At 66.0% G+C, this 21,391-nt stretch carries 17 protein-coding genes; 11 read left to right on the forward strand and 6 right to left on the reverse strand.

What is annotated here, in order from left to right; genetic code table 11:
• The first annotated feature begins 79 nt into the window (after window positions 1-79).
• Window positions 80-583, forward strand: a complete 504-nt coding sequence (locus tag ACMX2H_RS01800) for a MarR family winged helix-turn-helix transcriptional regulator (RefSeq protein WP_414958745.1) — start codon at window positions 80-82, stop codon at window positions 581-583.
• 104 nt (window positions 584-687) lie between these two features.
• Here ACMX2H_RS01800 and ACMX2H_RS01805 read toward each other — a convergent pair whose 3' ends face one another.
• Window positions 688-3,855 (reverse strand): S8 family serine peptidase, encoded by a 3,168-nt coding sequence (locus ACMX2H_RS01805; RefSeq protein WP_414958692.1) that lies wholly within the window; start codon window positions 3,853-3,855, stop codon window positions 688-690.
• 334 nt (window positions 3,856-4,189) lie between these two features.
• On the opposite strand from ACMX2H_RS01805, the gene ACMX2H_RS01810 reads away from it, so the two are divergent.
• Both ACMX2H_RS01810 and ACMX2H_RS01815 read left to right on the forward strand, forming a co-directional pair.
• Entirely contained in the window at window positions 4,190-5,149 is a 960-nt protein-coding gene (locus ACMX2H_RS01810; protein ID WP_414958693.1) for a 3-methyladenine DNA glycosylase, read from the forward strand.
• 311 nt (window positions 5,150-5,460) lie between these two features.
• A complete protein-coding gene (locus ACMX2H_RS01815; protein ID WP_414958694.1) occupies window positions 5,461-5,802 on the forward strand; it encodes an SSI family serine proteinase inhibitor in 342 nt (113 codons plus the stop codon).
• Here ACMX2H_RS01815 and ACMX2H_RS01820 read toward each other — a convergent pair whose 3' ends face one another.
• Window positions 5,803-6,714 carry a LysR substrate-binding domain-containing protein gene (locus ACMX2H_RS01820; protein WP_414958695.1) on the reverse strand — a complete coding sequence of 304 codons (912 nt, stop codon included), beginning with the start codon at window positions 6,712-6,714 and terminating at the stop codon, window positions 5,803-5,805.
• 34 nt (window positions 6,715-6,748) lie between these two features.
• On the reverse strand, window positions 6,749-8,050 hold the full coding sequence (locus tag ACMX2H_RS01825) for an MFS transporter (protein ID WP_414958696.1): 1,302 nt from the start codon (window positions 8,048-8,050) through the stop codon (window positions 6,749-6,751).
• A gap of 136 nt (window positions 8,051-8,186) precedes the next feature.
• Here ACMX2H_RS01825 and ACMX2H_RS01830 point away from each other — a divergent pair, with 136 nt between their 5' ends.
• The gene (locus ACMX2H_RS01830) at window positions 8,187-8,702 is read left to right on the forward strand and encodes a DUF3237 domain-containing protein (RefSeq protein ID WP_414958697.1); all 516 of its coding nucleotides are present in this window, start codon (window positions 8,187-8,189) and stop codon (window positions 8,700-8,702) included.
• A 126-nt stretch (window positions 8,703-8,828) separates the two neighbouring features.
• Here the strand turns inward: ACMX2H_RS01830 and ACMX2H_RS01835 are convergent, their stop codons facing one another.
• Window positions 8,829-8,996 (reverse strand): hypothetical protein, encoded by a 168-nt coding sequence (locus tag ACMX2H_RS01835; protein WP_414958698.1) that lies wholly within the window; start codon window positions 8,994-8,996, stop codon window positions 8,829-8,831.
• Window positions 8,997-9,219: 223 nt separating this feature from the next.
• On the opposite strand from ACMX2H_RS01835, the gene purS reads away from it, so the two are divergent.
• From purS to purL, 3 genes are read left to right on the forward strand one after another with little or no spacing between them, the layout of a single operon-like run.
• A complete protein-coding gene (gene purS / locus ACMX2H_RS01840) occupies window positions 9,220-9,492 on the forward strand; it encodes a phosphoribosylformylglycinamidine synthase subunit PurS (protein ID WP_364644954.1) in 273 nt (90 codons plus the stop codon).
• On the forward strand, window positions 9,492-10,265 hold the full coding sequence (gene purQ, locus ACMX2H_RS01845) for a phosphoribosylformylglycinamidine synthase subunit PurQ (RefSeq protein WP_136786110.1): 774 nt from the start codon (window positions 9,492-9,494) through the stop codon (window positions 10,263-10,265). Before purS ends, purQ begins: the two co-directional genes overlap by 1 nt.
• The gene (gene purL, locus ACMX2H_RS01850; protein ID WP_414958699.1) at window positions 10,265-12,673 is read left to right on the forward strand and encodes a phosphoribosylformylglycinamidine synthase subunit PurL; all 2,409 of its coding nucleotides are present in this window, start codon (window positions 10,265-10,267) and stop codon (window positions 12,671-12,673) included. The genes purQ and purL overlap by 1 nt, the downstream gene beginning before the upstream one ends.
• Before the next feature lie 133 nt (window positions 12,674-12,806).
• Here the strand turns inward: purL and ACMX2H_RS01855 are convergent, their stop codons facing one another.
• Together ACMX2H_RS01855 and ACMX2H_RS01860 are read right to left on the reverse strand one after the other, a co-directional pair.
• Window positions 12,807-14,597, reverse strand: a complete 1,791-nt coding sequence (locus tag ACMX2H_RS01855) for an FAD-dependent oxidoreductase (protein WP_414958700.1) — start codon at window positions 14,595-14,597, stop codon at window positions 12,807-12,809.
• Window positions 14,551-15,876 (reverse strand): MFS transporter, encoded by a 1,326-nt coding sequence (locus ACMX2H_RS01860; RefSeq protein WP_414958701.1) that lies wholly within the window; start codon window positions 15,874-15,876, stop codon window positions 14,551-14,553. Before ACMX2H_RS01860 ends, ACMX2H_RS01855 begins: the two co-directional genes overlap by 47 nt.
• Before the next feature lie 115 nt (window positions 15,877-15,991).
• Here ACMX2H_RS01860 and ACMX2H_RS01865 point away from each other — a divergent pair, with 115 nt between their 5' ends.
• From ACMX2H_RS01865 to ACMX2H_RS01880, 4 genes are all read left to right on the forward strand, one after another.
• On the forward strand, window positions 15,992-16,948 hold the full coding sequence (locus ACMX2H_RS01865; RefSeq protein WP_414958702.1) for a LysR family transcriptional regulator: 957 nt from the start codon (window positions 15,992-15,994) through the stop codon (window positions 16,946-16,948).
• A 197-nt stretch (window positions 16,949-17,145) separates the two neighbouring features.
• Window positions 17,146-17,880: a (2Fe-2S)-binding protein gene (locus ACMX2H_RS01870; protein WP_414958703.1), complete on the forward strand. Its 735-nt coding sequence runs from the start codon at window positions 17,146-17,148 to the stop codon at window positions 17,878-17,880.
• The gene (locus ACMX2H_RS01875; RefSeq protein ID WP_414958704.1) at window positions 17,877-18,998 is read left to right on the forward strand and encodes an FAD binding domain-containing protein; all 1,122 of its coding nucleotides are present in this window, start codon (window positions 17,877-17,879) and stop codon (window positions 18,996-18,998) included. The genes ACMX2H_RS01870 and ACMX2H_RS01875 overlap by 4 nt, the downstream gene beginning before the upstream one ends.
• Complete coding sequence (locus ACMX2H_RS01880) at window positions 18,995-21,076, forward strand: xanthine dehydrogenase family protein molybdopterin-binding subunit (RefSeq protein ID WP_414958705.1); 2,082 nt, start codon at window positions 18,995-18,997, stop codon at window positions 21,074-21,076. The genes ACMX2H_RS01875 and ACMX2H_RS01880 overlap by 4 nt, the downstream gene beginning before the upstream one ends.
• The last annotated feature ends 315 nt before the right edge of the window (window positions 21,077-21,391 follow it).

A 21,391-nucleotide genomic window follows, 5' to 3' on the forward strand; every position in this document is an offset into this window, starting at 1 on the left:
TCCGGTGCCCGGTGGACTCTGCGGGCGGTCGTATCCATAATAGGGGACGAACAATTAGTGCACTAACCAATCGGGAGTGATGGCCGTGACAGCGGGAACAACAGAAGACCTGCTGCTGGAGCACCAACTGTGTTTCGCACTGTCGGTGGCCTCGCGGAGTGTGGTGGCTTCGTACAAACCGGTGCTCGAGAAGCTGGGCATCACCCACCCGCAGTACCTGGTGATGCTGGCGCTCTGGGAGCAGAGCCCGCGGATGGTCAAGGACCTGTCCGAGGCACTTCAGCAGGAACCGGCCACACTCTCCCCCATGCTCAAACGGCTGGAACAGGCCGGGCTGGTGACCCGGGAGCGGATGGAAGGCAACGAGCGGGCACTGGCCGTGGGTTTGACGGAGGCCGGCGTTGCGCTGCGCGAGCAGGCTCTGGCCGTGCCGGGAACCATGCTCTCGCGGCTCGGCCTGGAACGGGAGCAGTTGCGGGACCTGAATGCCACGATGCATGCCCTGATCGCGGCGGCACGGGAAGCCGGGGGTGCTGAGCAGGCCGAGGCCGCGCAGGAGGCCGGGAGCCACGACCTGGCCTGAAGCGCAGGTAGGGCGGAAGCCCACGGAGACAGCGAAGGCGGCCGGTGGTTCAACCACCGGCCGCCTTCTTCATGTCCTCGCAAGGTTGCGAGGAACCGCCGCCGTTACCGGCCGGAGCGTTGCTCCGGCTGCTGGGAGGCACCGCCGTCGACAATCACCGCGCCGCCTTCAGCTGCCGGTTCCTGCGCCACGCTGCCGTCGCCGGTGACATTGACGGTGACCGCGGTGGATGCGCCGTCGCTGAACTTCACCAGGCCCACCCAGTTGCCGGGCTCCAAGCCGGACCAGGCGGCCTGCACCGTGCCGGTCTTGCCGTTGCGCAGCTTCAGCGGGTCCGGGCTGACGGTCAGGTTCTTCGAATCGCCGCTGAGCGCCACCGTGTTGATGGCGCCCTTGCTGGCCTTGCCGTCCGGGCTGGAGTACAGGTGCGCGATCGCGTAGTACGTTCCCGGCGTCGGGTTGTTGATTACCAGTGACTCGCTGGCCGATGCCGTGGCGGCGGAGATCACCGTGCCGGCAGGAGTGAGCACGTGCAGGTCCCAGTCCGCTCCGGCATCCGCCGCGTTGATGGCGAACTGCGCCAACGTGGCACCGGCCGGTACGGCCTGCGGGGCGAAGCCGGTGCTGCCGTTGGAACCGATCACGGCCGGCTGGCCGGGGGTCTTTTCCAGTTCGGTGGCGTTGGCCTTGGCAAGGCCCTCGACCGCCAGCTCGATGGGCGAGTTGGTGCCCGAGGTGACCTTGAACGAGCCGGTGCCGTCGCCGGCGTCGGATGTGAAGGCGATGCTGGCCGGAGCCATGGCCGTGACCGGCCGGACGGCGATGGGGGAAGCCACCGTATGCTGGCCGCTGCCCTTGCCGCGCTTGCCCTCTTCCGTCCAGACCAGCGAGCCCATGGCGAACTCGTCCAGCGGGGCGTTCACGTTTTCGAAGGTGACCTTGAACGTGCGCTCCTGGCCCGGCTTCGCGAAGGTCAGCTTCTTCGGGGAGACCTTGACGGCCACGCCGGGCAGGTCCACGTCCACCGTGTAGGAACCGGCTTCCAGGGCCGTGAGCGTGCGCTCCACGGTGACCGTGCCGGCCAGCTGCCCGAGGGCGAAGGACGGTACGTTGAGATCCTTGGACTGGATGGTTTCCTTCTTCTTCAGCCCCAGGTCCAGGCCGGTGCCCTGGATGAAGCCCAGCCAGTCATTGACGTCGGCGTCGTAGGCCAGGCCCGGGTCGCCCATTCGCGCGGTATCCACGTGGCCGGCGCCGGTGGCGAAGCGGTCTTCGTTCACCGTGCCGTCCTCGTTCACCAGATCACCCGCGGTGGTCATCATCGCCGACTTCACCGTGGCCGGTGACCACTGGGGGTTCTCGGCCAGCAGCAGTGCGCCGAGACCGGCAACGTGTGGGGCGGCCATCGAGGTGCCGGACATGAAGCCGTTGGTCTCGCCGCCAAGCACCGGGGAAACGCCGGCCAGTACGTTCACGCCCGGGGCGGCAACGTCAGGCTTGAGCAGGTTGGAGTCCACCGCGGTGGACGGGCCGCGCGAGGAGAACGCGGCGATCTGCGGGACCGGGCTACCGGCCAGGCCGGTGGTGTCCTTATTGCGCAGCGCAGCGGTCAGCGCCGGATCGGCGGCCACCTTGTCCTTGATGGACGGGTCGTCGATGTGGACGGTGGGCACTGCGTGCAGGTCCAGATCGAGCGATCCGGGCACCACGTTCACCAGCACCATGCCGACGCCGCCGGCGTCCTTCACCGCCACGGACTTGTCCGCACGGGCATTCACGCCGCGGTCGCAGACCACGATCTTGCCGTCAACCTTGGCCGGATCGAGTTTGCCCGGGTAGCAGAGCCTCGCCTCGTCGGCGGTGGCGCCTGCCGCGCCGGCCTCGGCGGACAGGATCAGGCTGGTCTGCGGAACTTCGCGGTTCATGATGGACGTGCCGCGGTACTTGGTGCCGTCGGACAGTTCCACCGTGCCCTGCAGTTCGTTGGAGAACGTGCTGGCGGCAACCGTGGTCACCCACGGTGCGCTGTGGTTGACGGTGGTGGGGGCCGGGCCGGCGTTGCCAGCCGAGGCGGAAACGAAGATGCCCACCTCGGCGGCGCTCAGGAACGCCACCGATACCGGATCCAGCACCGAGTCGTTGTTGCCGGAGATGGAGTAGTTGAGCACGTCCACGCCGTCCAGGATGGCCTGTTCGATCGCGTCCACGGAGGCGGAGGTGTAGCAGCCGCCGGTGGCTTCGTCGTTGTCCTCCCAGCAGATCTTGTAGACGGCAACCTTGGCGGCGGGCGCCACGCCGTGGCCGGTGCCGAAGTCGCGGCCGTCCACAGTCTGTGCCACCTCGCTGTTGCCGGCGGCGGTGGTGGCGGTGTGGGTGCCGTGGCTGGCGATGTCCAGCGGGGAGATGGACTCCTTCGGGTGGCGGTTTTGCACCGGGACGGTCCGCAGGAAGTCGTCGGCGTAGTAGCGGGCGCTGAGCACCTTGGAGTTGCATTCGGTGCCGTCGAAGCCGGAGCCCTCCTGGCCCGGCTGGCACTCGCCCATAAACGTGCTGCCGTCAGCCTTGAGCATGGCAATCTTGCCCTCGGCGGTCAGGTACGGCTCGCCGACCTTGGCCTTGCCGCGCAACGGCTTGACCTCTTCGCCGGCCAGGAACTCGCTCTCCGGGTAGTAACCGGTGTCGATGACGCCGACCACGGTGCCCTTGCCGGCGTTCTTCGCGCCGCCGTACTGCTCGGCCCAGACGCCATCGCGGCCGGGCAGGTTCAGGTAGTCGGTGCTGGCGTAGTCGGGCTGGTGCTGCTCGTCCGGAGCCACTGCCACGACGCCGGGTTTCTTGGCCAGCTCCGCCGCCTGCAGTCCGGTCAGCTCGGCCACGAAGCCGTTCACCGCCGTCGTGAAGCTCTTCTGGATTTTCACGCCTTCGGAGGCAGCGACATCGTCCTGCTTGTTGGCCAGGTGCGCGCGGTACTTCTTGGCGTGCGCGGTGCTGGCGTTCAGCTTCTCGCCCTTGGCTGGCTTGGTGGCCTCGATGCCGGCCACACCGCCTTCGTAGGTTGCCAGCGGAGCGGAATCCAGCATCACGATGTAGCGGCCGTCCTCGTAGATGGCCTGCTGCCCATCCGGGTTGGACGTGATGGTGCGCGGGAGGTTGGCGGGTGCGGCCGCGGCCGGGCCGGCCACCCCGGAGAGGATCAGCGGGATCCCCAGTGCGAGTGCTGCGGCAGATCGCATTCCCTGCCGGCGCACAAAGCTGCTGCTTTGCTTGGTCATGAGCGGTGAAGCCTTTCATCCGGTGAGCCCGACCGCTTTGGTCCGGACCCAGGCGCAACCGAATGCTGTACCCCGCGCGGTGAACGGCCACGCAGGGTATTGGACGTACCGGCGTGCGAGGCCGGCCCCCTCCCCCAACTGTGACAACAGCCACATTGGTGCACCTGTGAAACTAAAAGTACCGTAACGGCCGATCTGAAAGAACTGTTTCACCTTTTTTGGGTGCGTCTTTCCCGATAGTGACGCCGGCTCTTTCCGGCAGCGGCCTGCGGTGCTATAAGCGCTGGCCATTTAGCCGGTGCCAATCTGCCGCCGCTGCTGGGACAATGGAGCCATGGCGCAGCAGGCCCTCCTCGACCGGCCCCGGGTTCTTGAACCGGAGTTGTGGCTGCCGCGCGCCCAGGCCCACCACGACCGCGCCGCTCGATTCACCGAGCCGTACCTGCAGCGCCGGTCCGCCGGGCTGAAGCACCCGGTGGAAGACTTCCTCTTCACCTACTACAGCCTCAAGCCGGGCCAGCTGCTGCGCTGGCATCCGGGAGCGGGAGTGGTGTTGACCGGTGCGGCTGCCCGCGAGCGCCTCGGCTGGAAGTTCTACCGTGAACTGACTGCCGCGGAGTGCCGCTCGGCAGGTCTGGAGCACGACGGCGGTGCCGTCACCTTTGACGCGGAGGCTTTCCTGGCGGCGCGGGGAACCGCCGTGGCGTTTTCCCGGGACATCCTGGCCGGTGCCGCAGCGCGGCCGGCGAGGTTCGGCTGCTTCGGCCTGCACGAGTGGGCCATGGCGTACAAATCGCAGCTCAACGGCGTCCGGCACGACTATCTGGAGCTGCGGCTCGGCGCCGAGGGGACGGACCGGGTGGTGGAGGGCAGCCGGATCAACTGCTCGCACTTTGACGCCTTCCGCTTCTATACGCCGCAGGCTGTTCCGCTGAACACGCTGCGGCCCACGCGCGAGAACCAGCGGCAGCTGGAACAGCCCGGCTGCCTGCACGCCAACATGGACCTGTACAAGTGGGCGTACAAGCTGGCGCCCGCGCTGCCCAGCGAGCTGGTGATGGACTGCTTCGAGCTATCCTGGCGGATCCGCGAATTGGACATGAAGGCCTCCCCGTACGACCTGTCCGGATGGGGCTATGAACCGGTGCGGATCGAGACCACCGAAGGTCGGGCACAGTACGTGGCGGCCCAGCGGGCCTTCGCCGCCGAGGCACAGGCGCTGCGCGGACGGCTGCTGGACGCCCTGGACCTGTTCGACGGCGGGGCTGACGAGAGTTTCGCGCAGGACCTTTGATGGGGCGGGACGTGAATTTCGCCCAGCACCTTTGATGGGGCCGGCAACACTGGGAACATGAGAGCGGAGGAATGATCATGGCGTTCAGATCACGACGTTCGGCCCCGCGGCGGACCCGAGGGCTCCCAGCCGCCGCACTCATCATCGGCCTGCTTGCCGCGCCGTCGCTCGCGGCCTGCGGCCAGGGCAACCAACCGGCCCCCTCGCCCGGGATCACCACTCCCGCCTCCCCCGGGACCGCTTCACCCGGAACGGGTTCACCCGGGGCACCCTCCGAGTCAACGCCACCGACCACCGAGGAAGGAACCGCCATGGATGCTGATCTGACCATCGTGCTGACCTCGGCCGGCAGCGATGCCCGGGTCGAGCGGAAACTGGTATGCAAAGACAGCCAGCCCGCCGACGGGTCCACCGTCCGCGACGCCGACGCTGCGTGCGCTGCGCTGACCAAGCACGGGGAGAAGGTCTTCTTCGAACTGCCCGACCGGAACCGCATTTGCACCCAGCAATACGGCGGACCCCAGCAGGCCAGGGTCACCGGAACGATCAGCGGCCGCGAGGTGGACAAGCAATTCTCCTTGACCGACGGCTGCAAGATCTCGGAGTGGAACAGCATGCAAGCCCTGCTCGGCAGCCGCGCCGGCGAGGTCTAATCAGAGGGCCAAGGGCTTCAGCTCGCCCGCCCTGCTCACGGCAAGGTCGACGAAAGCCGCCGCGCGGCGGTTGGGACGCTGGCCGCTCAGCCAGCCAATGCACGCGCGCTCAAGCGGAGGTTGGGGGAGGATCCTCACGGCCTGGATGGGCAATCCCTCGTAACTGGTATCCGCCTTGGGCCGCTGGATGAACATCGAGTAACCGATGCTCCGGGCAACCAGGGAGCGGATGAATTCGAACTGTGACGTGCGTAAACCGATCTTCGGCGTTAGACCAAGCGCTGAGAAGTAGCCGAGGATGTCCTCGGAGCTGGGTGATAGGTCCATCAGCAGCAGCGGTTCACCTGCCAGATCCTCCGCACGGACCATGCCCTCGGCTGCCAATGGGTGGCCGGCGGCGAGAATGGCATGCATGACTGTGTCATAGAGGGCCGCCGTCTCCAGCTGATCGAACGTGTGCAGGTTGTAGGCGATGGCCAGGTCGATCATGCCTTGCTCCGCCAGGCGCACCAGTTCCGCGCGCCCTGCCGTAACGACGTCGAGTGTGACGTTGGGGTGCAGTTGGGCGAACTCTTGCCACAATCGCGGAATCACCGTGGGCGCCAGCGAAGGAAAGCACCCGATGGTCAGGGTTCCCTGCAGTTCGGTTTCATCGCCGAGCTGGTCCAGTTCGCCGGTCTCCCGCAAGATGGACTGAACTCGGCGCAGCACGTCGTGGCCATTGGCGGTCAGCACGACCCCCTGCGCCTTGGTCCTGATGGCCAAGGTGCTTCCCATGGCGCGTTCCAAGTCGTCCAGTGCGGCGGAGATAGACGATCTGGACACCATCTCTATCTCCGCCGCGGCGGAGATAGAGCCGTGCAAGGCGACAGCCCGGAAGTATTCGAGTTGGCGCAGGGTGAACTTATGCATTGTCCGGGGTCCTTCTCCGGACAATGCCGGGTTGTTAGCGCAACTGCACGCCCTTGGTCTCCGGCATGCGGACGATAACGAAGACGCTGATCAGGCACAAGATAACCATGTAGATGACAAACATCCAATGCATGTCAATGCTGGACAGCCAGGTGTTCAGATACGGAGCGGTGCCACCGAAGACGGCACCGGAGGTCGCGTAACCTACGCCGATAATGGTGGCCCGCAGACGCGTAGGCACCAGTTCTGCAAAGACAGCCCCCAGCGGTGCGCAGTTCGCGGCCAACAGCACCGATCCGATGGCCATGGCGGCGAAAAGAGACAGCGGGTGACTATTGAGCAGCCATTCCAGCGGGAATGCACAGACCACAAAACCTGCCGCAAAGATCATCAGGACGCGCCGACGCCCCCATTTGTCGGACAACCAACCCATCACCGGAATCGCGGCGAGGAACACCGCCTGCCCCAGCAGCCCGGCAACCAGCGAAGCGTTCGGATCCATCCCGTAGGACCGGACAGCATAACCGGGAGCGAAGATGAACCAGGTGTAGAACGCCACGACCCCGCTGATGGTCAGGCCGATGATCTGCAGCAGCCCTCGACGTTCGCGACGCAGCTCCCGCATCACGTCCGTGAGGCTTGGCTTGCGGCCGCCGTCCTGCGCCTTGGCCTGGGTGTGGACCTCGGATTCGGTCATGGTCCTGCGGATATAGATGGCGTACAGCCCCAACAGCGCGCCGACAGCGAACGGAATGCGCCAGCCGAATTCGGTCATCTGCGCGTCCGTCAGCACGGCCGTCAGCAAGACGCCCAGCCCGGTGGCCAGCATGGTGCCCAGTCCCACACCCAGCCAGGGCGTGCTCGACCAGAGTCCACGCTTGGCCGGCGGGGCCATCTCTGCCAGGTACGTGAACGCTGAACCCGTTTCACCGCCGTGTGAGAGCCCTTGCAGCAGGCGGGCCAGTAGAAGCACGACGCCGGCAAAGGCGCCTACCGATTCGAACGTGGGCGCAATGGCAATCATCAGGCTGCCGGCTGCCGCCAGCAGGATGGCAAGAGTCAGGCTAAAGCGGCGCCCCTTCTCGTCTGCGATACGTCCGAACACCCATCCCCCCACCGGACGCATGAGAAAACCAACGGCAAAGACCGCGAGGGTAGAAAGCAGGCTGGAGACCGGATCACCGGACACAAAGAACTGCGCCGCAAAAAAGGGCGCGAAAATCGCGTAGATGTTCCAGTCAAACCACTCAAGGGCGTTGCCGATGTTAACTGCCAGCAAGTCTTTGCGCCGGTGGCGCTGCTGGGTTCTCGCCGGAACGGCAGTGGTCTCGGTCATGCTGGCTCCTTGTGTGGTCGTGGTCACTCCACCCATCTGAGCCCGGATAGTTGAATAGTTCAACGACTTTTTTCCGACATCACATGACGGAAAAACATCCATGGGCAGCGGAAGCGGACATGGATAACCTCGATACATGACTTTGCAATCAGCCGAAGGCGCAGTTGAAGAACACGGCAGCCTACAGCGAGAGCCCGGGGCCCCTGGCCTGACCTTCCTTGCCAGCATCGCGGTAGAAGTAGCCGAGCCGATCGAAGTCGGCGAGACCGCCGAAGGCATCCGCCGCATCATCCCGATTACCGGCGGCACCGTTTCCGGGCCCAAGCTCAACGGCCGAGTGCTGGCGGGCGGCGCCGACTTCCAGCTGCTGCGCTCATCCACCATGACCGAGCTCGAAGCCAAATACGCCATCGAGACCGACTCCGGCGAACGCATCTACATCAACAACTTCGGCATCCGCACCGGCTCACCCGAAGACATCGCCGCTCTGGTCCGCAATGAACCTGTTCCCCCGGAGCGGATCTACTTCCGCTGTTCGCCCCGCGCGCTGGCCGGCGGACCGGAATGGAGCTGGCTCTCGTCGCGGATCTTGGTGGGCAGCGGCACCAGGCTTCCCGCCCAGGTCCGGCTGGACATCTGGGTGGTCGAATAGACCGCGGGGCGCCGACTAGACCGCCATGCGTCGGCTAGGCCGCCGCGCAGCAGCAAGGCCGCCGGGTGTTCCCGGGCGACCGCTTGGGCCTCTGGGTTGGTGCAGGCCAAGTTCAGGGTGCCGTTGTCAGCGGCGACCGCGCATGACTTCGCTCACTTTCCGGCCGAGGTCCTCACGCGCGGCGCCCTCTGCCCGCCGGTCCGCCCGGAACTTCTGGATCACCATCCGCCCGAGACCAGCCAGCACCACGGCGGCCAGGATGGGCAACAGCATGGACTGCGGCTTCTCCTTCATGGCATTCATGCTACGAGTCCAGCAGAACAACGGCACGGTGTTGGCCGCTTTCACCGCCGTCGTCCCGTAAAATTAGCGCCTCCGGATGCCGGTAGAATGGATCCCGCAAGCTCGCGGAGCGCTGGTCAGCGTGAGACGGCACCGATTGTTGGACTGATTCTGCACTGGATTCCGCGCGCCTCGCTTCGTTTGAAGAGCACAATCCAAGCACAGGAGTGACCGGATGCCCCGGATCGTTGTTGATGTCATGCCCAAGCCCGAAATCCTTGATCCGCAGGGCAAAGCCATTGTCGGCGCATTGAACCGTCTGGGCCAGACCGGGTTCAGCGAGGTCCGTCAGGGCAAGCGCTTCGAACTGGTGGTTGACGGTGAGGTCACCCAGGAGATCCTGGATCAGGCCCGCCACGCCGCCACCACACTGCTTTCCAACCCCGTGATCGAAGACGTCACGCGGGTGGAGGTCATCACCGAGGCGACCATCGGAGCCGGCGAATAATGACCGAGACCCCCCTGATCGGCGACTTTTCTCCGGCGCCCGACGCCGGCCTCTCCGGTGCGCGCATCGGCGTCGTCACCTTCCCCGGCACGCTGGACGACCGCGACGCGGCCCGCGCGGTCCGGATTGCCGGCGGCACCGCAGTCAGCCTGTGGCACGGCGACCATGACCTGCAGGGCGTGGACGGCGTGATCATCCCCGGCGGCTTCTCCTACGGCGACTACCTGCGCGCCGGCGCCATCTCCCGCTTCGCGCCGCTGATGGACCAGATCGTCGACGGCGCCGGGGGCGGCCTGCCGGTGCTGGGTATCTGCAACGGCTTCCAGGTGCTGACCGAGGCGCACCTGCTGCCCGGCTCGATGATCAAGAACAACCACCTGCACTTCCTCTGCCGCGACCAGCGGCTGCGGGTGGAGAACAACGCCACCGCCTGGACCAGCCAGTACGAGGCCGGCGCCGAGATTGTGGTGCCGCTGAAGAACCAGGACGGCCAGTACGTCGCGGACGAGAAGACGCTGGACGAATTGGAAGCAGAGAACCGCGTGGTGTTCCGCTACGTGGACGGGAACCCGAACGGCTCGCGGCGCGACATTGCCGGCATCAGCAATGCGGCCGGCAACGTGGTGGGCCTGATGCCGCACCCCGAGCACGCCGTTGAAGCCGGGTTCGGCCCCGATTCCTCCGCTTTTGGCGACGTTGCCCTGCGCGGCGGCACCGACGGCTTGGGGATTTTCACCTCAGTTTTGACGAAGATTGTTGCAGGTGCCAAGTAATGACCGAGACCAATCAGACCAGCGCCGCCACCCGGCTGGAGACTTCCGCCGAGGTCCGCAATGAACACGTCCAGAGCTTCGGCCAGGCGGCCGACGCCGTGGAACGCGAGAAGGGGCGCCAGTTCAACATCGACACCGTAGAGCATGCTGCACAGACCCCTGACACGGAGATGCCCTGGGCCGAACTGGGCCTGAAGCAGAACGAGTACGACGAGGTGGTCAAGGTGCTGGGCCGCCGGCCCACCGCCGCCGAGCTGGCCATGTACTCGGTGATGTGGTCCGAGCACTGCTCCTACAAGTCTTCGAAAGTCCACCTGCGCCAGTTCGGCGACAAGGTCACCGAGGACATGAAGAAGCACATGCTGGTGGGCATCGGCGAGAATGCCGGCGTGACCGATCTGGGCGACGGCTGGGCAGTGACCTTCAAGATCGAGTCGCACAACTCCCCCACCATGGTGGAGCCCTACCAGGGTGCGGCCACCGGCATCGGCGGCATCGTGCGCGACATTATCTCGATGGGCGCTCGTCCGGTGGCCGTGATGGACCCGCTGCGCTTCGGTGCGATCGGCCACCCGGACACCGCCCGCGTGGTCCACGGCGCGGTCGCCGGCATCGGCGGCTACGGCAACTCGCTGGGGCTGCCGAACATCGGCGGCGAGGTCGTCTTCGACTCCGTCTACCAGGGCAACCCGCTGGTGAACGCGCTGGCCGTGGGCGTCATGCGCCACGAGGACATCCGGCTGGCCAATGCCTCCGGCAAGGGCAACAAGGTGGTGCTGTTCGGTGCCCGCACCGGCGGCGACGGCATTGGCGGCGCCTCCATCCTGTCCTCGGAGTCCTTCGACGACACCAAGCCCTCCAAGCGCCCCGCGGTTCAGGTCGGCGACCCGTTCGCGGAGAAGGTGCTGATCGAGTGCTGCCTGGAACTGTTCAAGGACTCCTTGGTCGAAGGCATCCAGGACCTGGGTGCGGCCGGTATTTCCTGCGCCACCTCGGAGCTTGCTTCCAACGGCGACGGCGGCATGGACGTTGAGCTGACCTCGGTACTGCTGCGCGATCCGACCCTGACCCCGGGCGAAATCCTGATGTCCGAGTCGCAGGAACGCATGATGGCTGTGGTCTCGCCCGAGAACGTCGAAGCCTTCGAGGCCGTCATGGCCAAGTGGGCCGTGGAGTACTCCTGGCTCGGTGAGGTCACCGACACCGGCCGCCTGGTGATCAAGTGGGACGGCGAGACGATTGTCGACGTCGACCCACGCACCGTCGCCCACGACGGCCCGGTTTACAACCGCCCCTACGCCCGCCCGGAATGGCAGGACAAGCTTCAGGCAGACAGCTTCCGGGGCTCCGACGCCGGCTCTGAGATCCCGGCCAGCGCCGAGGACCTGAAGGCCGCCGTGCTGGAACTGATGGCTTCGCCGAACATGTGCTCGAAGGACTGGGTGACCAACCAGTACGACCGCTACGTGGGCGGCAACACCGCACTGGCCATGCCCGACGACGCCGGTGTGGTCCGCGTGGACGAGCAGACCGGCCTCGGCGTCGCGCTGGCCACCGACGCAAACGGCCGCTACACCTTCCTGGACCCCTACCAAGGAGCGCAGTTGGCCTTGGCGGAGGCCTACCGGAACGTCGCCACCACCGGTGCCGTGCCGATGGCCGTGTCCGACTGCCTGAACTTCGGCTCACCCGAAGACTCGGATGTCATGTGGCAGCTGGCGGAAGCGATCCGCGGCCTTTCCGACGGCTGCATGGATCTGGGCGTCCCGGTCACCGGCGGCAACGTGTCCCTCTACAATCAGACCGGATCCACCCCGATCCACCCGACGCCGGTTGTGGCCATGCTGGGCAAGTTCGACGACGTCGCCCGCCGCACGCCGTCGGGCTGGCGCGAGGACGGACAGGCGATCTACCTGATGGGCACCACGCGCGACGAGCTGGACGGTTCCGAGTGGGCCAACCTGCGCGGACACTTGGGCGGCAAGCCGCCGGCAGTGGATCTGGCCGCCGAGAAGCTGTTGGGCGAGCTGCTGATCAATGCTTCCCGCGACGGCATGATCGACGCGGCGCATGACATCTCCGAAGGCGGACTGGCCGCCGCGCTGTCCGAGATGGCCCTGCGCTTCGGCGTCGGTGCCCGGATCGGCCTGGGCGAGGTCTGCGAGCGCGACGGCGTTGACCTGTTCACCCTGCTGTTCAGCGAGTCCCAGGCACGCGCCGTGGTCTCCGTGGCCCGCAGCGAGGAAGTCCGCTTCAAGGACATGTGCGGCGCGCGGGGCTTCCCGTTCATGCGCATCGGCGTGGTGGACACCGAGAACGGCGCACTGGACTTCCAGAGCGAATTCTCCGTGCCGCTGGCCGAACTGAAGGAAGCGCACGAGGGAACGCTGCCGAAGTACTTCGCGTAGTTCCCGAGCTGTTTCCGGCGAAGCTGGATAACGAATGCTCCCGGCACCGAGGTGGTGCCGGGAGCATTCGTTTCTTCCCCGAAAGATCGGCAGCTTCAGCCCGTCGGGCGACCGCGGGGAAAGGCAGCGCTGTTTAGGCCGGCAAAAGCTCACTCTTGGGGCTGTCAGCGTCTGCAGATGACGATCGAACCGTGAGTCCGCGCAGCATCTCAGTCAGGCCGTGGCCGTCCTGCGGTGCCGTATGCCCCCTCCACACCACATGCTGGTCTTCGCGGATCAAGACGTAGCGGTGGTTGTATTCGGATGGCACGACGCTCGGATCCACTTCCAGGAGTTTGATCGGGACGGTGAGCTCCGCCGCATTGGTGAGGAAGTCCACTATGCCGGCGTCAGCCTCACCAAGGCTGATGAGTGTGTAGTAAGGTCCGATTTCGTCGTAAAGCGACACGTCCTCGGATAGCCAGAAGTGCGGCGCCCTGCAGCCGGGAACCGTGGATGGCGTGTAAGCGCCCATCGAGTATTCCGGTGCCTGTTCGCCGTCGTACGAGATAATCGGCGAGTCAGCATAGGAGTACCCGAAGTTCAGGCCTGCAGCGGCAAACTGTTGGACGTTAAGTTCATAGGCTGCTTCGCCCAGCCGTGCGCGTGCTTCCTGCCCTTCGACAGTGTCATCCTCAATCTCGGCTGGGACGTCGGCCTGCGAAATTTTGCGCAAGTGGGACATGGCAAACTTCGATACCTGCTCCGTGATGGGCAGCCGTTCGGCCTCATAGGCATCGAGAATTCCGTAGTCCGCCCATCCGGACAGGTGAGCTCCCAGCAGCCACGTCAGATTCAACACATCCGCGATTCCTGCGTTCATGCCATATCCGGCATAGGGCACCCACAGGTGGCACGCGTCGCCGCTGATGAAGACGTTGCCTTCGCGGAACTTGTCGCTGACCAAACGGCGCGCAATCCAGTCTTCCTTGGAGACGACTTCGTATTCAAAGGACTCATCGACGCCGAGGATGGTGCGGATGGCCCATTCCCTGTCGACGCCACCGGATGCAACTTCGTCCTGCTTGAGGTAGTTGTGGACCAGGAAGGTCTCTTCTCCGTCAATGGCGTAGACATGGCCGTTGCGACGCGGGTTGAACGTGTAATAGCCCCACGCCCTTCCTGCTTCCATCGCAGCGCCGAGTTCGCTGGCCCGGATACAGGTGGACTGGACATGTTGCAGCACCGGATCCCCGGACAATTTCGCGCCCATCTGTTTGCGCACCGCTGAACGGCCGCCGTCCGCTCCGATCAGGAACCGGCCGCGCACCGTACGCTCCCGCCCGCCGTCGTTGTCCACGATCGCGGCCTCAACGCCGTCGGGACCTTGGACATACCGCTGGTAGGTGGTGTCATTCAAGAGCATCACGCCCGGCAACTCGGCAACGTGGCCCATCAGGATGGGCTCCAGATACTTTTGGTTAATGCGGTGCGGGGGTTCAGGTGTTGCCCACGACGTATCCGGCCCCAGGGTCGAGGTGTAGCGCTCGCCCCGGGACGGGATGGGAATGCGGGCGATTTCCTTGCCCGTCATGGTGGTGCGGAAGGCAATATCGTGGGGATGGTCCTCGGGTAGCCCAGCATTACGGACCTTGGCTACGAAACCGAGCCGGCGGAACCGCTCCATCGTGCGTGCCGAGACATGGTTGCACTTCACGTTCGGCGCCTCCAGAAAGCTGCGCTGTTCGATGACCACCGACTTGATCCCGCGGGCGCTCAAGTCTGCTGCGGCTAACAGGCCCACCGGCCCTGCGCCGATGATGATGACGTCTGTCTCGATGATTTTGCTCAAGTCTCTTCCAAACTTCTTCAGTGTGTTACGGCAATGCGGAGAAGGGCTAGCGGATGTCTGCCAAATTGCGGCGTCGCCCCTCGGTAGCGACAACCACCGCCAGCAGGCACAGGGCCAGGACCCCGATCCATACGCCGCCGAGGAGCATGATGCCTCCGCCGCCGGCCACGACCGCTGACGCAATAACGGGCGTGAATCCAGCTCCCAGTGCTGAAGCGCCTTGGAAGCAGACGGAGGATCCGGTAAAGCGCACGGCAGTGGGGAACAGCTCAGCTAGGAATGAGGCCAGAGGACCGAGGATGATTCCCTGGATGCCCTGTCCCACCATGACGGCTACCGTGAACCCGACGACCGTTCCGCTTTCCACCAACAGGAGCAACGGATAGGCGAAGAGGATGGCTGCCGAGATGCCTGCGATGATCACGGGCCGCCGGCCGAATTTGTCACACAACCGCGCACTGAGCAGCGTCATCAGGAACAGCGCGATCGCAGCTAGTGCCTTGGCATTCAGTACTCCGGTCCGTTCCGCGCCTTGTGAGACCGCATAGCTGACCGCCCACACGCTCGCTATACCCGAAATCGTCAACTGGCTCATTGCTGCCAGGGTGCCCAGAAGCAGGTTCTTGGGGTGCCGGGCGAAGACTTCGAAAATCGGAATGCGGCGCTTCTCAGCCTCCGAGTTGAACTTCTGGAACAACGGGCTTTCAACCACCTTGAGCCGCACGAAGAGGCCAATGGTGACGAGGAAAATGCTCAGCAAGAAAGGGATCCGCCAGCCCCAGGCGAAGAACTGCTCTTCAGGCAACAGTGTTGCCAAGGACAGCGCGCCGGCCGCGAGCAAGGACCCCGCCGGAGCGCCCAGGTTGGCGAAGGCAGCGGCGAATCCGCGCTTGCCCCCGGGGGCATGTTCCAGAGCGATCAGCATCGCCCCTCCCCATTCGCCGCCGACTGCCAGGCCTTGGACGATCCGCAGGGTGACCAACAGGATCGGCGCCAATGTGCCGATCTGGGCGGCGGTGGGGAGCAACCCGATGATGGTGGTGGCGATACCCATCATGAGCATGGAAACTACCAGCACGCCCTTGCGTCCGAGCCGATCGCCGAAATGGCCGAAGACGATGCCACCAAGGGGCCGCGCCACGTAGCCCGCAGCCAGGGTTCCGAAGGAGGCAAAGGTGGCCAAAGCCGGCGACAGGTCAGCGAAGAACACCTGAGAAAATACGACGGCGGCCGCCGTTGCGTAGAGCATGAAGTCGTAGAATTCGATCGCACTGCCGAGAAAACTCGACGCCAAAATGCGCCGCATCTGCGGGCTGTTCAGGCTCTGCTCCTTTGGCAGAGCTTCGGTCCTTTGATGTTGCGAGACACTCATCGTCGAGCCTTCCTTGCAGGGGAGATGTATTTCACATGGAGCCTCAACAACTATGGTTCGCTTCCACACATTCGACAATCACAAGTATTTGGATTGATTGTTTACACTTCCTAAAGTGAGCGACTTCAGTCTAAGACAACTGCAATTCTTCGTTGCCGTGGTGGAGGAGGGATCCGTAACAGAAGCGGCCAGCAGGCTCAGGGTCTCACCGGGCGGCGTCTCGGTGGCCATGAGTCAATTGGAAGCCACCCTCAAGGTTCAGCTGATCCTCCGCCGGCGGGGGAAGGGCGCGGCGGTGACTCCTGCCGGGAAGTGGGTCTATGACCAGGCTCGTAAAGTACTCGAAGGTGCAGAAGGCATCACTTCTGTGGCGGCGGTGGTTCGGGGCGAACTCGCCGGTCCTCTTCGGATCGGCTGCTTCAGCACCTTGTCCCCTTGGCTATTTCCCCGCATCGCTGCGCACTTCGCGGCCGAGCATCCCGGGATCGACGTTCAGCTAATCGAAGGAGCATCGGCCGAATTGCAGGCACGGCTGAAGGCTGGAGAACTCGACGTAGCTTTGCTGTACGCCAACCACATGGCCGGCGGTGTCACCGGGACGGAAATCGTGCCGGTGCGGCTACAGTTGGCGCTCGCCCCCGGGCACCGCTTGGCCGCGCGCGAGGAAATCTGGCTCCGCGAACTTGAAAACGAGGAGGCGATCCTGCTGGGCGTGCAGCCTTCGATGGGGCATGTGGAGGACATCCTGCGGCGGGCCGGTCTGCGTCCCAACGTGAGATGGCGGAGCACGAATGTGGAGACGATTCGTTCAATGGTCGCCAGGGGGTTGGGTTACACAATCATCATGGGCCGTCCGTACGGTGACTATACGTATGATGGCCTACCGCTGGTTTACCGGCGGATCGCTGACGATATCCCTGAGAACGCCGTCGTCGTGGCCTACCCGGAAGGCACGACCCCAACGGCGAAAGTCCGTACTCTCATTGCGTTCTGCCGATCTGAATTCGGCGCGGAAGGGCAGCAGCCCGATGCCGGGCGCTGGACCTCCCGCGAGGGAATGGGCGAACTGTAGCCGCATGACCACATGGGCCTCGGCGCAATTGGCATCGTGGGCAGCCTCAAGCAGGAGAGGGGTTGTCGCCCATGGTGGAGTCGACTAGGTTTCCAGCTAGAGCAGCGGCCGGCGCCACCACACGGCGTCTACACCTTGGCGTTGGAATCGCCGGCCGCAATCTTCCAGATGGAGGACTCGGACGCCGGAGGTAGCCTATGGACGCCGAAATCTCACTGCAGGTGGACGGCCGCGCCACCACGCTCATGCTGGACACGCGCACCACGTTGCTCGATGCCCTGCGGGACCGGCTGGGCAACTACTCGCCGAAGAAGGGCTGCGATCACGGCCAGTGCGGTGCCTGCACGGTGTTGCTCAACGGCCGGCGGATCAACTCCTGCCTGGTCTTCGCAGTGGCCCAGGACGGGGCTAGCGTCGTTACCGCGGCCGGGCTGGCCTCGGACGGCGAACTGCATCCGGTCCAGCAGGCGTTTCTGGACCAGGACGGCTTTCAATGCGGCTACTGCACCCCGGGACAGATCTGCTCCGCCGTCGGAATGCTGGACGAAGCCGCCCGCGGCCATCCCAGCTACGTCACCGCCAGCCGCTCCGATAGAAGCACGCAACCGGGGACGCCGGAGGCCAGCGCAGACGCGCAGATGGACGGCTCCCCACCCACCCAGGCACCGGAACTGCCCGACGACGAGATCCGCGAGCGGATGAGCGGGAACCTGTGCCGCTGCGGGGCCTACGTGAACATTGTCGCCGCCATCCGCCAGTCCCTCGCAGGCGAACAAGTCGGCGGCACGCCCGGCCGACCGGCCACCGAATCGGCCATACCGCAGCCCGGCAACGGGATGGACCAGCCGGAGCCGTCAACCGGCCAGACCGCTGGCAGCAGCAACCAATCCGGAATGAACACTCCCGGCGGCGGAACGGGGCAGCGCGGATGAAGCCCTTCGACTACGCCAGCGCCGCCAGTCCGCCCGAGGCAGTCGCCGCCGTCGCCGGCAACCCGGCCGCCGCCTTCCTGGCAGGCGGCACCAACCTGGTGGACCACATGAAGTTGGGCGTCGCCGCGCCCGCGCAGCTGGTGGACATCTCGCAACTGCCGCTCAACACCATCGACACGACCGACGACGGCGGCCTCCGGCTGGGCGCGACCGTCCCGAACAGCGACCTCGCCGCCCACCCGCTGGTCCGGCAGCGCTACCCGGTGCTCTCCCAGGCCCTGCTCTCCGGCGCCTCCGGCCAGCTGCGCAACGCGGCCACCACCGGCGGCAACCTCCTCCAGCGCACCCGGTGCGTCTACTTCCAGGACGTCACCACTCCGTGCAACAAACGCAGCCCCGGCTCCGGCTGTTCGGCGCTGGAGGGCTACACCCGCTACCACGCGATCCTCGGGGCCTCGATGGACTGCGTGGCCGTGCACCCCTCGGACATGGCGGTGGCGATGGCGGCGCTGAATGCCCGGGTGGAGATCCTCGGGCCTTCCGGCGAGCGCAGCGTGGGCCTGCACTCGTTCCACCGGCTGCCCGGAGATCAGCCGCAGCGCGACACTGTGCTGGACCACGGTGAGCTGATCACTGCGGTGGTGCTGCCGCCACTGCCGGAGGGAACCCGCTCGGCCTATCGCAAGGTGCGCGACCGCGCGTCCTACGCCTTCGCCCTGGTGTCGGTGGCCGCCGTGGTGCGGCTGGAAGAACCCAGCGACGCGGACGACGGCGGCGCCCCGGCTTCACCACCGAGAATCGCCGAGGTGCGGCTCGCTTTGGGTGGCGTCGCGCACAAGCCTTGGCGCGCCACGTTCGCCGAGGAGGCATTGCGAGGGCAGCCTGCCACCGAAGGGAAGTTCCGCCGGGCCATCGACGCCGAACTGCAGCACGCGGTCCCGCTGCCAGACAATGCGTTCAAGGTGCCGATGGTCCGCAACACGGTGGTGTCCGTGCTGCGGGACCTGTGTGGCCTGGAGGGCGGTTTGGACCAGGGCGGCGGACAAGCCAGAGATGGGAACAGCGAGCAGCGCGACGGCCGGACGGGGACTCCGGCTTCCGGAGAGGACCGACCATGAGCGCGCAACAGCCGGCGGCCACCGGACTGGACCTGGAACGGGTCGACGGGCGGGCCAAGGTTCTCGGCCTGGCCCCCTACGCCTACGAGCACGCGGCGGAGCACCCGACCTACCTGCACGCCGTCCAATCCACCATTGCTCGCGGCCGGATCACCGCCATCGACACCGCCGCGGCCGAAACGATGGACGGCGTGGTCGCGGTCCTCACTCACCTGAACGCTCCGCGGCTGGCCAACACCGAGGACAAGGAACTGGCCGTGCTTCAGTCCGACGCAGTGGGCTTCCGCGGACAGTTCGTCGCCGCTGTGGTGGCCGATTCGCCCGAGACCGCGCGCGAGGCGGCAGCCCACGTGCACGTGCAGTACCAGCGGGAGCCGCACCACGCGGCGCTGCGGGCTGACCACGAGGACCTTTACAAGCCGGAGACGGTCAACGCCGGATTCGACACCGACACCCGCACCGGGGATCCGGACGCCGCCCTGGCGAGCGCCGCCGTCGTGGTTGACCGCACCTATACAACCCCAACGGAGCACAACAATCCGATGGAACCGCACACCACGGTGGCGCAGTGGGACGGCGACCGGCTACTGGTGTTCGACTCCACCCAGGCGGTGCACAACGCACGCAAGACGCTGGCACCGCTCTTCGATGTGGAGGTGGAGCAGATCCGCGTGGTGGCGCCGCACGTGGGCGGCGGCTTCGGCTCTAAGGGACTGCCGCATGCGCACGTGGTGCTGACCGCGCTGGCCGCGAAAGTCACCGGGGGCCGTCCGGTAAAGTACGCGCTGACCCGGCAGCAGATGTTCTTCCTGGCGGGCTACCGCACGCCGACCATACAGCGGCTGCAGTTGGGCGCCAGCCCGGACGGACGGATCTCCGTGCTGACGCACGACGTGGTGGAGCAGACGTCGGCGATCAAGGAGTTCGCCGAGCAAACCGCGACCATATCGCGGATGATGTACGCGGCCGATCACCGGCGCACCACCCACCGGCTGGCGTCGCTGGATGTTCCGATCCCGTCCTGGATGCGCGCGCCGGGTGAGTGCCCGGGCTCGTTCGGCCTGGAGGTGGCGATGGACGAGTTGGCGGAGGCGTGTGGGGTCGACCCGATTGAGCTGCGTGTGCGGAACGAACCCGCCGTCGATCCGGAGACCGGCAAGCCGTTTGCCAGCAGGCACTTGTTGGCCTGCCTGCGTGAGGGTGCCCGCCGGTTCGGCTGGGAACGGCGCAACCCGCAACCGGGAACGAGGCTGGTGGACGGCTGGCGGACCGGGATCGGAGTGGCGGCGTCCACCTATCCGGCGCGACGGCAGCCGGCGAACACCGCCCGGATCCGCTTCACGGCCGACGGGTTCTACGAGGTGCAGATCGGCGCCGTGGACCTGGGCACGGGTGCCTGGACGGCCCTGACCCAGATTGCCGCCGAGGCACTCGAGTGCGGTCCGGAACAGGTCCGGCTGCAGATCGGCGACACGGACCTGCCGGTGGCAACCGTTGCCGGCGGCTCCACCGGAACGGCCAGCTGGGGCTCGGCGATCATCGGCGCGGCCCAGATGTTCCGCAAGGAGCACGGCGGTTTTCCCGCCGCCGAGGACATGTCGGAGGGCGACGGCGAAAAGAACCCGGCCAGCAAGAACTACGCGCTGCATTCCTTCGGCGCCCAGTTCGCCGAGGTCCAGGTGCATGCGGACACCGGCGAGATCCGGGTGTCGCGGATGCTGGGGGTCTATTCCGCCGGCCGGATCATCAATCCGCGCACCGCCCGATCCCAGTTCCTGGGCGGCATGACCATGGGCATCGGCATGGCGCTGCACGAGCAGAGCGTGATGGACGAGCGGTTCGGAATGATCGTGAATCACGACTTGGCCGAGTACCACGTGCCGGCCAACGCGGACATCCGTCAACTGGAAGCCTTCTGGCTGGAGGAAGTCGACGAGCACGCCGGCCCGCTCGGGGCTCGCGGGATCGGCGAGATCGGCATCGTCGGAGCGGCTGCGGCAGTGGCCAACGCGGCCTACAACGCCACCGGCATCCGCGTCCGGGACCTGCCGCTGACCGCGGACAAGTTCCTGGCCTAACGGCAGTCAACCAAGGCAGCCCGCCTCACCGGTGGTTGACCAAGGCCGCCCGCCTCACCGGTGGTCGACCAAGGCCGCCCGCGGCCGCGTGGAGACCCCCGCCCGCGTCACCGGTGGTCGACCAAGGCCGCCCGCGGCCGCGTGGAGACCCAGGCCGCGGGCAGCTCCGGCGGGCATCGGCCGCAGCTAAACCCCGCGCCAATCGTGGCCGGTCACTTCGTCTCAACGGGGACGCCCTAAGGCAACGCTCTGTCCGGACTTCCCGCACCTGCACGTAGGCGGCCACCAACGACGACGGCGCGGCGCACCTCGCGG

This window comes from Arthrobacter sulfonylureivorans (assembly GCF_047607445.1).
Taxonomy (GTDB): Bacteria; Actinomycetota; Actinomycetes; order Actinomycetales; family Micrococcaceae; genus Crystallibacter; species Crystallibacter sulfonylureivorans_A.

Excerpts from the sequence above, each read along its gene's own strand:
- ACMX2H_RS01800 (WP_414958745.1), top strand. The coding sequence starts at position 80 with ATGGCCGTGACAGCGGGAACAACAGAAGACCTGCTGCTGGAGCACCAA.
- ACMX2H_RS01805 (WP_414958692.1), bottom strand. The coding sequence starts at position 3,855 with ATGACCAAGCAAAGCAGCAGCTTTGTGCGCCGGCAGGGAATGCGATCT.
- ACMX2H_RS01810 (WP_414958693.1), top strand. The coding sequence starts at position 4,190 with ATGGCGCAGCAGGCCCTCCTCGACCGGCCCCGGGTTCTTGAACCGGAG.
- ACMX2H_RS01815 (WP_414958694.1), top strand. The coding sequence starts at position 5,461 with ATGGATGCTGATCTGACCATCGTGCTGACCTCGGCCGGCAGCGATGCC.
- ACMX2H_RS01820 (WP_414958695.1), bottom strand. The coding sequence starts at position 6,714 with ATGCATAAGTTCACCCTGCGCCAACTCGAATACTTCCGGGCTGTCGCC.
- ACMX2H_RS01825 (WP_414958696.1), bottom strand. The coding sequence starts at position 8,050 with ATGACCGAGACCACTGCCGTTCCGGCGAGAACCCAGCAGCGCCACCGG.
- ACMX2H_RS01830 (WP_414958697.1), top strand. The coding sequence starts at position 8,187 with ATGACTTTGCAATCAGCCGAAGGCGCAGTTGAAGAACACGGCAGCCTA.
- ACMX2H_RS01835 (WP_414958698.1), bottom strand. The coding sequence starts at position 8,996 with ATGAAGGAGAAGCCGCAGTCCATGCTGTTGCCCATCCTGGCCGCCGTG.
- purS (WP_364644954.1), top strand. The coding sequence starts at position 9,220 with ATGCCCCGGATCGTTGTTGATGTCATGCCCAAGCCCGAAATCCTTGAT.
- purQ (WP_136786110.1), top strand. The coding sequence starts at position 9,492 with ATGACCGAGACCCCCCTGATCGGCGACTTTTCTCCGGCGCCCGACGCC.
- purL (WP_414958699.1), top strand. The coding sequence starts at position 10,265 with ATGACCGAGACCAATCAGACCAGCGCCGCCACCCGGCTGGAGACTTCC.
- ACMX2H_RS01860 (WP_414958701.1), bottom strand. The coding sequence starts at position 15,876 with ATGAGTGTCTCGCAACATCAAAGGACCGAAGCTCTGCCAAAGGAGCAG.
- ACMX2H_RS01870 (WP_414958703.1), top strand. The coding sequence starts at position 17,146 with ATGGACGCCGAAATCTCACTGCAGGTGGACGGCCGCGCCACCACGCTC.
- ACMX2H_RS01875 (WP_414958704.1), top strand. The coding sequence starts at position 17,877 with ATGAAGCCCTTCGACTACGCCAGCGCCGCCAGTCCGCCCGAGGCAGTC.
- ACMX2H_RS01880 (WP_414958705.1), top strand. The coding sequence starts at position 18,995 with ATGAGCGCGCAACAGCCGGCGGCCACCGGACTGGACCTGGAACGGGTC.